At 57.6% G+C, this 11553-nt stretch carries 11 protein-coding genes; 1 reads left to right on the top strand and 10 read right to left on the bottom strand.

Annotation, left to right across the window (positions count from 1 at the left end; translation table 11 throughout):
- Positions 1 to 97: 97 nt before the first annotated feature.
- The 7 genes from KJ970_09945 to KJ970_09915 all read right to left on the bottom strand — a co-directional run bounded on the left by KJ970_09945 (position 98) and on the right by KJ970_09915 (position 7126).
- Positions 98 to 841, bottom strand: a complete 744-nt coding sequence (locus tag KJ970_09945) for a hypothetical protein (GenBank protein MBU2691240.1) — start codon at positions 839 to 841, stop codon at positions 98 to 100.
- Positions 842 to 856: 15 nt separating this feature from the next.
- On the bottom strand, positions 857 to 1843 hold the full coding sequence (locus tag KJ970_09940; GenBank protein ID MBU2691239.1) for a sugar kinase: 987 nt from the start codon (positions 1841 to 1843) through the stop codon (positions 857 to 859).
- Positions 1844 to 1873: 30 nt separating this feature from the next.
- Complete coding sequence (gene rsfS / locus KJ970_09935; protein MBU2691238.1) at positions 1874 to 2323, bottom strand: ribosome silencing factor; 450 nt, start codon at positions 2321 to 2323, stop codon at positions 1874 to 1876.
- 96 nt (positions 2324 to 2419) lie between these two features.
- Positions 2420 to 3481: a polyprenyl synthetase family protein gene (locus KJ970_09930; protein MBU2691237.1), complete on the bottom strand. Its 1062-nt coding sequence runs from the start codon at positions 3479 to 3481 to the stop codon at positions 2420 to 2422.
- A 51-nt stretch (positions 3482 to 3532) separates the two neighbouring features.
- A complete protein-coding gene (locus KJ970_09925) occupies positions 3533 to 4930 on the bottom strand; it encodes a peptidoglycan DD-metalloendopeptidase family protein (GenBank protein MBU2691236.1) in 1398 nt (465 codons plus the stop codon).
- Positions 4931 to 5027: 97 nt separating this feature from the next.
- The gene (locus tag KJ970_09920; protein ID MBU2691235.1) at positions 5028 to 6473 is read right to left on the bottom strand and encodes a HAMP domain-containing histidine kinase; all 1446 of its coding nucleotides are present in this window, start codon (positions 6471 to 6473) and stop codon (positions 5028 to 5030) included.
- 68 nt (positions 6474 to 6541) lie between these two features.
- Entirely contained in the window at positions 6542 to 7126 is a 585-nt protein-coding gene (locus tag KJ970_09915) for a phosphatase PAP2 family protein (protein ID MBU2691234.1), read from the bottom strand.
- A 15-nt stretch (positions 7127 to 7141) separates the two neighbouring features.
- Here KJ970_09915 and KJ970_09910 point away from each other — a divergent pair, with 15 nt between their 5' ends.
- The gene (locus tag KJ970_09910) at positions 7142 to 8011 is read left to right on the top strand and encodes a polyphenol oxidase family protein (protein MBU2691233.1); all 870 of its coding nucleotides are present in this window, start codon (positions 7142 to 7144) and stop codon (positions 8009 to 8011) included.
- Here KJ970_09910 and bshA read toward each other — a convergent pair.
- From bshA to KJ970_09895, 3 genes are read right to left on the bottom strand one after another with little or no spacing between them, the layout of a single operon-like run.
- Positions 7968 to 9095 carry an N-acetyl-alpha-D-glucosaminyl L-malate synthase BshA gene (bshA, locus tag KJ970_09905; protein MBU2691232.1) on the bottom strand — a complete coding sequence of 376 codons (1128 nt, stop codon included), beginning with the start codon at positions 9093 to 9095 and terminating at the stop codon, positions 7968 to 7970. The genes KJ970_09910 and bshA overlap by 44 nt on opposite strands.
- Before the next feature lie 34 nt (positions 9096 to 9129).
- Positions 9130 to 10701 carry a bacillithiol biosynthesis BshC gene (bshC, locus tag KJ970_09900; GenBank protein ID MBU2691231.1) on the bottom strand — a complete coding sequence of 524 codons (1572 nt, stop codon included), beginning with the start codon at positions 10699 to 10701 and terminating at the stop codon, positions 9130 to 9132.
- A 12-nt stretch (positions 10702 to 10713) separates the two neighbouring features.
- Positions 10714 to 11448, bottom strand: coding sequence for a class I SAM-dependent methyltransferase (locus tag KJ970_09895; protein ID MBU2691230.1), 735 nt, complete (start codon positions 11446 to 11448; stop codon positions 10714 to 10716).
- Between the last annotated feature and the right edge of the window lie 105 nt (positions 11449 to 11553).

Genomic DNA, 11553 nt, shown 5'->3' with positions numbered 1-11553 from the left:
GGACGAGGTCAGCCCTGCCCCTATCAACCCCGGCTTCTTTGTAGCGATCCACAAGTAGACCTCCCCACCACCTTCATCCCCGCCGGGGTTCCTTCTCTCAGGGGCCGCCGACCGATTCCCGGCCGGCCGCCACGCCGTTATCGATTTCGGAAGTGGCGGTGATGTCATACTCCGTCCAAACGGGTCTCAAGAGCTGAGAGCCCGCCCGGTTGGTCGCTTGGAGCACGGCGAAAACAACGGCCTCATCGGGATAAGATCCGATCAGGGCGCATCCGGCCATCTCGCTGCGGCGGCGCCCCGATAGCAATAAGACCTTTACAGCAATCGCCTCTCCCTCCCCCAACCTGAACTTCAGAGCATCGCCCAAACTCCATTGATGCCCCTCACGCGTCGCCTGCTGAACGGCATCAAGAGCCGCCTCACCCACCAGACGCAATCGGGACTCGGGCGTATTAGCCCCGGTCTGGGACCCAAAGAGAGACCCTCCGCCCCAGGAAAGTTCAACCTGAGCTTCGACGCGGGAGCCCTGCAGCAATGAGTTGACACTAACATATTCCAGCCGCTGATCCGTTGAGACTTCCACCGCGTCCGATTCCTTTACTTTCTTCATATCGTGCTGTCCCATTACCGCAACACTTATTTTGCGGTGGTTGAGTCGGATTCCGTGCCAAGCAAACAGCGTGGTCACCACATCACGGACAATCCCCTTCACATCCCGGCCGGGGAGGGCGATGATGTGAACCTCTTGAATCTGCTCACCGTCCGCCATCAAACGAACGGCCCGTACGGCGCGGAGTTCCGACAGATCCCGTTCTATGCGGCCCAATCGCTCAGGATCCACTGGAAACCCCTCCCCTCATCTTACTCGCATCTCTTCTATATCGGTTTCACCATCGAGGGCCTCATCGGGATAGGGGACCGATCCCATCTCCCGAAGGATCAGAGCCCTGGAGAGGATCTCACTTCGTTTCAAATTGACCAGGGCCTCAGCCCCGAACCTCTCGATGGCATACGATGCCGAAGCCCCTCCGATCAAGAGCGATCGGCGGAGCCCCACATCATCCAATCCCCAGCGGGCTAAAGAACCCAGAAAACCTGCGGCAAAGCTATCCCCGGCCCCGGTCGGATCGACGACCCTCCCCTCGGGAAAAGGCGGCACCCAAAACCAGGTGGATCGAATCCGCGCCAGGGCCCCGCAATCTCCGCGTTTGACAACGACCACCTCCGGTCCCCTGTCCTGAATCCAACAGGCCGCATCGGGAATCACATTCAGACCTGTCAGAAGTTTCGCCTCTTCATCATTGACCAGGACGGCATGCACGCGTCCGAGGAGTCTCAATAAAGAATCTCGCTTGGCCCCGTTCATCCAGAAATCCATCGTATCGAGGACGACCCACTCGGGTTTATCCATTTGATCAAGAACAGAGGCTTGGAGATCCGGATCTATATTCGCCAAAAAGACAATGGGTGTTTGTCTGAATGAGTCGGGAATGACCGGCCGAAATATCTCAAAAACATTGAGATCCGTCCTTAAAGAACGCCGTCCGACCAGATCGGCTTCATAGACACCTTCCCATTGAAACGTTTTTCCGGGTGCGACGGAGAGGCCCGTGAGATCGATCCCCCGGCAGGCAAGCACCTCATGATGTTTCTCCGGAAAATCTTCACCAACGACCGCGACGATGCGAACCGGCGCAAAGACGGATGAAACCAAACTGACATATGAGGCCGACCCGCCGAGAACCTCCACACCCTTTGCTTGCGGAGTCGAGATGGTGTCCAGCGCGACGGATCCGACAACAAGAATCGGCGTTGCGGCATTCCGTCCTTTGTCTTGGGGCATTCCGGTTCTCCGTGGACCCTCGATCCGGCGCTACGATTTAAAGGTTTCCCGGGGGGCATCTCCCCAAAGGCGCTCAAGCTGATAGTGTTCCCGGGTTTCGTGATGGAAGATGTGAACGACCCAATCAACACAATCCAGGAGAACCCATCGGTCACCTGTTCTGCCCTCGACATGCCAGGGCCGAATCCCGTATTCATCTTTCAACTGCCGGCGAAGCCCCTCGGCGAGAGCCCAAACATGCGCCTCGGATGTCGCGCTGATGACGACGAAGAAATCGCAGACAGAGGATATCTCTCGAAGATCGAGGAGAAGCACATCCTCGCCTTTTCGTTCCACCGCCTCCCGGGCGCACCATCGGGCCAGTTCGTGGTTAGAGATATCCCCGGATGCCCTATCCGCGGATGCAACATCTTTTGAGGCTGCATTCAAATTGGGGGCCGCCTTTCCATGCTTTGGGATTTTATCACCGCGGGGACGCATCTTCAAGGGTGACTCCTTGGAATACCAACCCGTGGGGTCCTGTTCAGATGGATCGATAACCTCTGTGAAATCAGGCGGTGAATCACGATGAATAGTCTAGTGCGTCCGCACAACGGCATAATCCACAGCCTGTTCCAACGCGTCGAGGTAGGGAGTTCTGCCGAGCCCTTCAATGAGGGCGCGGGCGCGATCGGCATATTCGAGGGCTTTCAGGCGTCCGTACTCGAGTCCGTCATAGCGGTCGAGAAGCTCGAGCACTTGCTCCCAATCAACGCCGTCCATCTCAGGACCTTGAATGATACTCTTGATCCGTATCTTTTCTTTTTCGGTGGCTTTTGAGAGAACATGGATCAGGGGAAGCGTCACTTTTCCTTCACGGAGGTCGGATCGCAGAACCTTGCCCAACTGCTCGGGATCCCCCACAAAATCGAAGAGATCATCCGTAATCTGATAAGCCAGACCGAGATAGTGGCCGAACGCCCTGAACATTTCCCGGTATCTCTCCGCCTCCTCCGTCACTAGAACCCCAATCTCACAGGCGGCGCTCATAAGAGAGGCGGTTTTACAATCGATGAGCTCCATGTACTTTTCCTCGCTCATCTCGGGATTCCCACGGTATTGGATCTGAAGCATCTCTCCCAGACTCATTCGATAGGCGGTGCGGGCGGTGACCTCGAGCACATTATGGAGGCCTCGATCCATGAGAGAGACAAAAGCCTTGGTATAGACAAAATCGCCGACGATTGTCGCGGCCATATCGTCATAGAGAGCGTTGAGCGTGGGATGCCCCCGGCGCAGCTGGCTACGATCAATGGTATCGTCGTGAATCAGAGTCGCGGTGTGGATCAACTCGACCACCGATGCGGAGAAAATCGCATCGTCCAGCCGTCCTTCGAAGTGACCCGCTACCAGAAGCACGAGGGTGGGCCGGAACATCTTCCCAGGAACGGCGACCGTGTAATCGCCGATTTTCTCAACGACTGGAATATCGGATTTGAAGAAGTTCCTCAACTCATGCCGGACATTCTGGAGACGGTCGCCCACAGGCTTCTGGACATTCTTCAGGTTCTCATCGGTATTCACCGCTCTGAGGAAAGACTCAAGATGAGAGAGGCTCAAATCGGCTCCTTCCTCCGATTCCCACAACTGAGATCTCATGAATTCCGACAAGCTCAACCGACGCAATCTAACAGTCGAAAGATCCCTCTGTCAAGGTGAACCCCCTTCCGCGGCGGCCACGGAAATCGTCGCACCATCCTTTGGAGAGAAATGCGGGGCCGACGGCGCCGGAATCCTCTTTCCTGGGAGCAAATCGTGGATCTCCTTTTCCAGCCAGGTCAGGTGCTCTCTAAAGCGGTCCCAATCCGTCTCTGGAATCGGGTGCGTCGGGGGATTCTTCAATCGAAGGGGATCGACAAACCGGCCATCCCGCATGACCCGGTAATCGAGGTGGGGTCCGGTCGCCAAACCCGTCGCCCCAACATATCCGATCACTTGATTCTGTTTGACCCTGGCCCCTCGACGGATTCCCTTCGCGAACTTCCTCAGATGCCCATAGGTTGTGTAGATCTGACCGGCATGTCTGATCTTGATATATCTGCCGAATCCCCCATTCCATTCCGCCTGGGAAACCTCTCCGTCGGCGACCGATACCACCGGGGTTCCGGAGGGGGCGGCGTAGTCAACGCCCAGATGGGGCCTGTATTTCTTTAGGATGGGATGGAAGCGGTGCTGGCTGAAGGTGCTGCTGATCCGCGTATAATTCAGAGGAGATTTGAGGAAGGACTTTCGCAGATTTCTCCCCTCAAGATCGTAATACTCCGGCCCTTCCCGATCCAAGGCATGAAACCGCACGCCGGTCGTCGAGACCTTCTCTCCCCGATAGGTGACCCATTGAATATCACCAAAGCGGAAAAATTCACCGTCGATGTAGATTTCCTCGACGACAAGATCAAGGGTATCTCCCTTGCGCGGATCGGTGAAGAAATCAAGATCCCAGGAAAGGGTCGCCGCCAGCTCATGAAGCAAGAGAGGATTCCCCCCCGCCCGCCGCAGAGCGGCATCGACCGTACTATTCACCACGGCCTGAAGACGGCGCCACTGGGTTTCCCGCACGACGGAACAGGCGGAGACGGAAACCGAATCCCCAGCCAATTCCAGCTGAAAAATATCTTCTCTGTTGAGGAGATAAAGGACCTGGCGCAGGGAACCCATCTCATCATGTTTCCCCTCTAACAGCTGGCCCGGCATGAGATGCCGCCACGAGAAAGGTTCATCGCCATGAACCCCATTGAGAAGCCGGTTGACGTCAGCCATATAGACTTGATGCCGATCCAGGATATCCCAGAGGGTGTCTCCCCGGCGCACCGTGTCACGCCACGTCGTCCAATACTGCTCTGGATCGACCGTGATCCCCTTTGAGGCCTCCTGATTCTCAGTGAAGCCCTTCTCCCCTTTCGATCCCTTGCATCCGGCGGCAAGGATGGAAATGAGCAGGATGAAAAGGATCGAAAGGGGGAAAAGGAGGGAACGTGAAATGATAGAGGGACCTGCCCCGTGGATGAGGATCCGATCTTCGCCTCTGATGTCACTCCGGGAATGATCCATAACAGAAAGACCGTACGGTGCATCGCCGCGTGTGTCAATGTGAAGGTTGATCGTGTGAGATCCTCGCCGGTTCGAAAGAGCGGCCCCGCACTCGAAACTAGGCGGCTTTGCGAGATCCCGGCAGGGAAAGATGGAACTGAGCGCCGCCAAGGGGGCTCGCGTCGACCCAGATTTTCCCACCGTGGTTCTCCAGAATGCGGAGACAGGTATAAAGACCGAAGCCATGTCCATCCGGTTTGGTGGTCACACCGGGTTCGAAAACCGCATCCCGCTTATTCTCCGGGATCCCCGGTCCGTCATCCTCGACGATTAGATGCGCGCCTCCATTGGCGTCGACTTCACTGTAGATGTGGATGACACCCTCAGCGCGCCCTTCACCCAGGATGGCGTCGGCGGAATTCTTGATGAGATTGATCAGGACCTGCTGTATTTGACCTGCATCAACGAACCAGTCCCCGATGCCCTCGCCCAGCTCCACGCGAAGCTCGATCTTATCGAAGCGATTTTGCGGTTTGAGGAATTCTACGGTTCGACTGGTCAGCTCATTGAGATCCGTATCCTGGGGTTTTACATCCCGGTGTGAATGGTCTAGAAGACCTTTCGTCAGGACCGTCATATTGGCCACTTGATCTTTAATCGTTTGGGCGTCCTTCGCCATCGCGGCATCGCCGGCGCGCATCGCCCGGCCGGAGAGGAGTTGCGCCCGGCCGGAGAGAATCGCGAGATAGTTGCCCAATTCATGGGAGATCTCAGCCGCCATCTCTCCCCGCGCCGCCATACGCTCGGAGCTGATCAAGGCATGGGTTGTGCGCTGGAGTTCGATATACTCCCGGTTCTGATTTTTAATGATAAACATCGGCAGGAAGAAGAGCAGCACGCCCCAATACCCCACCGCGAGATAGGCGATGACGAGGAGCGGCGATAGAATAAACAGCGCGACGGAAGAGAAGATGTAATTCCGGTATCCGAAATTGACGCGCCATGTCTTGAAGAGGGGTGATTTATTCTCTAATGAAACGGCGCAGGCGACCAATCCTGAATTAACGACGGTATAAACCGTCCCCGCTGCCAGACAGGGCAGCAGAGACATCGGATGGCGCAGCACTTCCAGTTCTGTGAACAATCCCCCTGTCCATCGGAACACCGATCCCGCCGCGATAATCGTTACAATCATTTGTGAGAATCCAAAGAGGGATTTGATAAAGTTTCTCTTTTGTACAAACCGCGTTGCAATAAAGACGCTCACCGGCACGACGAACAGAACGGTTGGAAGATCCAGCAGGTAGATTGCGGCGAAGTTCACGGTGGAGGCCATGGAATCCGAGCCCTCGCCGGAGATCGTCTCCAGCCAAAGAAACTCGGCGCCGATGCAAATGATGAGCCAAATCCAGAGATCGGCCCGGCGGAATTCATGCAGGGATGGGAAGGAGGCGCAAAGAATCCCCACCGAGGCCAAAATGACGGCCCCGACATAGAGACGCAGCGGTCTATCCCAGCCGGAAGAAACCGACGTTCCCCCCGACGCTGTTTCCTTGCCGGACATACCTCTCCCTTCCGATTCCTTACAGAAGATCGGCTCATCTCTTTGATATCCTAAGGATTGCCGGCTGTTCAGTCGGGATCCCGCGAGGATCTCCGCCTCCATCGCCACCCAGCGACCCTGGTCGCGATGGGACCTCCGGTGGCGTAGAGCAGCAGGGCGAGGCCCATGCCTATCAGGGCTCCCCCGATGAGATCCAGGGGGTAATGCACACCGACATAGACCCTTGAGAAGGAGATCGCCCCGGCCAAAAGAAGCCCCGACCACCACCACCGCCCCAGGACAAGGGCTAGGATGGCGGCGCCGCCCACACTGTTTGCGGCATGGCTGGACGGAAATGAGAAGCTATGTGATTGGGAAATAAGAGGGTTGACTCCATCAAGGGCAAAGCATGGGCGAACCCTCCCCACCATTTCCTTGAGGAGCGAGGCGGAGATCTGATCCGTTAGAATGAGGGTCACAGCCAGCAGGAGCCCGGCCTTCCGGCCGCGGAGGCCCCCAAAGATCATCAGCAGCAGCCATCCGACGAGGATAGGGATGCGGAAGTGGTCCAGATCGGTCAGCCAGGGGAAAAAGGCGTCGCCCCATGTGGAACGCGTAACCTCCCGCAGCCAGTGAAAGGCGAAGACATCCAGCTCTATCATCCGTTCCAACACGATGGACTTCCCCCAATGGGCCGCCCCCTTTACGATGGGGCCATGAGACCAGATGGGATCGAGTTCTCCGACCGGTTGACGCAAGAAAAGGGCCTGCTCCTCAATTGGATACCCTCATTGCCCGGGGAAGTCACGGGTTTCCTGACCACCCGCATCGGTGGTGAAAGCCCGAAACCGTACGACTCCCTCAACTGCGGCTTCACCGTCGGTGATCATCCCCAATCAGTCGAAGCGAATCTCCGACGGATTGGAGATCTGCTGAGAATACCCCCTCCCCGATGGGCTCGAATCAGGATGGATCATGGCTCGCGGATTCTCGCCGTGACCGATCCGGGTCTCGCCGGCCGGGCCGATGGGATGATCACAAGCCACTGCGGCCTGCCCCTCGTCATGACGGTCGCCGATTGCCCGCCCCTCTTCCTCTGGGCCCCCGGTCCGGTCATTTCCCTCCTTCACTGCGGATGGAGGGGCGTCGCCCGCGGCATGGTCGAGAATGGGATCCACCGTCTCAGCGCCGCCGCCGGGAGGCCCCCGGCGGAGCTCTGCGCCTGGATCGGCCCCGGCATCGGAGGCGAATGTTATCCCGTAAACTGGGATGTCGCCGTTCAATTGGCCCCTCTGGCGATGAACCGATGGTCGCCACAACCGCGGCTCGACCTCCGCCGGATAATTTATGAAAAATTGATCCGTTTGGGTTTATCCGCTCATCAGGTGCAACATTCGGCCCATTGCACATCCTGCCGATCCGACTTGTACTATTCGCACAGACGCGATAAGGGGCGAACCGGACGGATGGCCGCCGTCATGGTCATAACCCCGAGCACAGGTTCCATGATGCAGCCTAAGGACGAATCTCCCGATAAAGTTCGCGGTATTGACGGATGATCGTGTCGATCGAGAAGCGCTTCAGGGCCGATGCCCGGCCCAGGCGGCCCATCTCTTCTTTCACCGTGGGATTCTTTAAAATCTTTAAAGCCGCCTCAGTCATCCCTTCAAGATCCCGGGGATCCCGAAGAAACCCGGTCACTCCATCCTCAATCACCTCGACGGCGCCTCCCATGTTCGTCGTGATGACGGGTACGCCCGAGGCCAGGGCTTCAAGAGCGACCAAACCGAAGGATTCATGCTCACTGGGAGTCAAAACGAGATCAGCCTCGGGCAGAATTTGCTCGATACTGTTCTGAAGACCCATGACGAGAACATCATCTTGAAGCCCCAGTTCCCGGATCTGTTCAATCACCTTCGGTCTTTCCGGACCGTGACCGATTAAGACGAGGCGCGCCGGAATCCAACGCCGGACTCTCCGGAAAACCTCGATCACGGCGGGGACATTCTTCACTTTCCTGAAATTCGAAATGTGCATGATGATCGGGCGATCGTCCGGAAAACAGCGCGGACGGCTTGAATCCCGCGGCTTAAAGATGTCGCCGTCGATGAAGTTCGGAATAACCTGGATCGGGATGTCGACATCGAGCTTGGCGCGGGTTTCCGCCTCGAGCCAATGACTCACCGTGGTGACACGATCAGACTTCAAGATACTGAACCGGGTCGTCTCATAGAAGGCGGGACGCGTGCCGACCAGGGTGATATCAGTTCCATGCAGGGTCGTGACAACGGGCAGCTCCTGCGGCGCCAGGATCTGTTTCGCCAGATAGGCGGCGGTGGCGTGAGGAACGGCATAATGGGCATGGACGATGTCGAGCCCTTTCGTCCGGGCCAGTGAAGTAATGCCGGCGGCGAGACTTAATGTATAAGGTTGATGGTGGAATACCGGATAATGCTCTGTCTGCACTTCAAAGAAATCGAGGTTCGGCAGGGAACTACGGAAACGAATCGGCCGCGTATAACTGATGAGGGTCACTTGATCCCCTCCACGCGCCAGAGCCAGGGCCAAGTCGGTGGCGACGATGCCGCTGCCGCCGGAGCTGGGGTAACAGACAATACCGATTCGCAAGGGCCGGTCCGACATGAACGTCTCCTTTTCCTTCCGCTGGTGCCAAGCGCTATGACTTATCTTTCGGAGGACCCATTACCCAGTGGCTCCACTTTCCCTCCGAGCCGCTCCACTGATTCCCCCATTCCTCCACCCAATCAAGGATTTCGGAGTAGATGTCGGGTCCGCAGAAAAGCCCCGCTGTTAGAAGCGAAAGCCCGCGCTCCTGCAAGCGTCCTTTCGGCCTTAAAAACTCCTCAAAATGGGCCAAGCCGGGATTCTCTCTGAGCCGCCGGGCGCGGATTTTCGCCCGCAGTCCTTCTTCCAACCGTTTTATCTGAAAATCGATTTTGCGTTCCACGGAAGCAACCAGTTGCGGATATGATTTATCCTCTTCCGAACCGATCTCCGCCATGCCGGCAAGAATAGCCCGCAATTTCTTCCTGAATCCTCCCGATAGATGACCCAATTTTTCTCCCGCCGGGGATCGCTCCAACTTTGCGCGTGCGGCTTCGATGTCGAGGAGCCATTCCATGGGAACAATATCCTTGGGCAGCTGTTGAACCCAGGGCGGAAGAATCGTGGCGCTGAACCGTGGCAGGAGCGCCGGTGGCTGGAGATCCATTATCTTATACAAATCCCTCATCTGAATCCGGTAAAGAATCTCCCCCAATCCAACGACAACCCCCCTCTGGGGAAACAGGTAGCCCTGCATGAGGGGGCGCAGAATAACATTGGGCGCCCACATTCCCTCCGCTTCCCCGTCGCGGCGGATCCGTTTCGATTCTTTCAAAATGTATATGGGCCGGAGGGCCGACTCGCTGTCGAGCAGTGGAGTGATCTGCCGCTTCTGCAGCTCTTCACCCCGGGATTTAATCGCATCCATCGCCGCCGGTAAATGCTCTAGATATTTTTCAAAGAGAGGTCTGGCGGGAGACAGCAGGGACGGCCGCCGGCCGTCGACAACGATGAGCGGATGGGGGCCGGTCAGATGGAGCAGAAGGGCAAGAAAAGCCTCCCCCCAATCATCGCCCGGCAGGCCGGCCAGTGATTTTAACCAGACCGGCTCCCGATTGAGATCCCCCTCCACCCCTATTAGACCCAGCGCCTGATCAAAACCCTCCTGCCAGGATTCGCGCGGGAAACATCCGACCATGTTTTGCTGCGATTCAGGCTCCGGCTCAATCCGTATTTTGTTCAACCTGAGCTGGCGATCGGGTAGCAGAGTCCATGAGATCTCACCGAAATCGGTGTCATCGGTGACACCCCAAAACAGCGGCAGCACCGGACGGCCGGAGTGCTCCGACCAGCGCCGGGCCGTCACAACCGTGGTGGCCAGTTTGAGGAAATTGTATAAAGGGCCGCCGAGGATGCCGGGCTGCTGGCCGGTGATCAGCACATCGGCCTTGCCGCGCGAGACATCTTTCAGGAGCGATAGGGCTTTCTTGGTGGCTCCCAACCTCCGGTTCAGCTGCAGCAGATCGTTCCAGAAGGAATCGGTCTGGGGCGGCATCCCCTCACCGCCTCCCGCCGGCATTTCCTCCGGTTGGAACAGGGGACCCTGCACGGTAAATCCCCCCTCCCAGGCCGGCGGCTCGGTTTCCAGCAATGTTCCATGGCGAATCCAAAAACGATCGGTCATTGATGAAACCTCTCAGTCTGCCGCCCTGCAGAAAAAGAAGAGCCGGGGCGCATCGTCATCCGGCGGGGATCCATCATAATTCCCCCAAACCTGTTCGACGGCGAAGCCCCGGATCCGGAACTCCTTCTCCATCCTATCCCGCGGATAGAGGCGGACCCTCTCCGTCCACCGCTCTTCCCGGCTTGTGTCACTGTGCCGCAACCACACCTCTTTGACAACTCTCCACCCCTCCTCCTCGAGATGGCGGGTCTCGCGGATGGTCCACGCCCCCACCCTCCGCTCCGACATGGGAACCAGCGAACGCCGCACCCATGCGGGATTGCCGAGATCGAGCATGAAGAATCCAGCCGGTTTGAGGATGCGTCTCACCTCATCCAGGACCCCAAGATCCTGAGATTCGTTCTCGAAATAGCCAAAGGATGTAAAAATCGAGAGAACTCCATCCCAATGTTTGGGTTGGAAGGGAAGGAAACGCATATCCCCTCGGACAAGGGAGAGGCGGGGCGCCGACCGGCCGGCCTGCTCGAGGAGCTGTGGCGAAAGATCGAGCCCGGTGACATCGGCGCCCAGATCCTTCAGGATCCGGGATACACGCCCCGCGCCGCAGGCGAGATCGAGAAGCCGGAGAGATGCGACAGGCTGGATGGAAAGGAGACGATCCCCCACGGCGATCGCTTCCGCGTCATTCCGATGGTGGTAAACGATGGGATAGAGAGCGCCAAAAGCCTCTTCATACCAGGGATGCATAGGTCTCCTTCGGCCGGTTGGCCGGGGGGGGGTATCGCCCGGACATGGTTGGGAAGTCCCCCCCATGCTAGTCGGCGCCGCTCACAGGGGCAAGGCGGCCGGACG

This window comes from Candidatus Eisenbacteria bacterium (assembly GCA_018831195.1).
In the GTDB taxonomy this organism is placed as follows: domain Bacteria; phylum Eisenbacteria; class RBG-16-71-46; order CAIMUX01; family JAHJDP01; genus JAHJDP01.
Note: the sequence above shows the minus strand (reverse complement) of the source record. Positions and strands in the feature narration are given on the sequence as shown.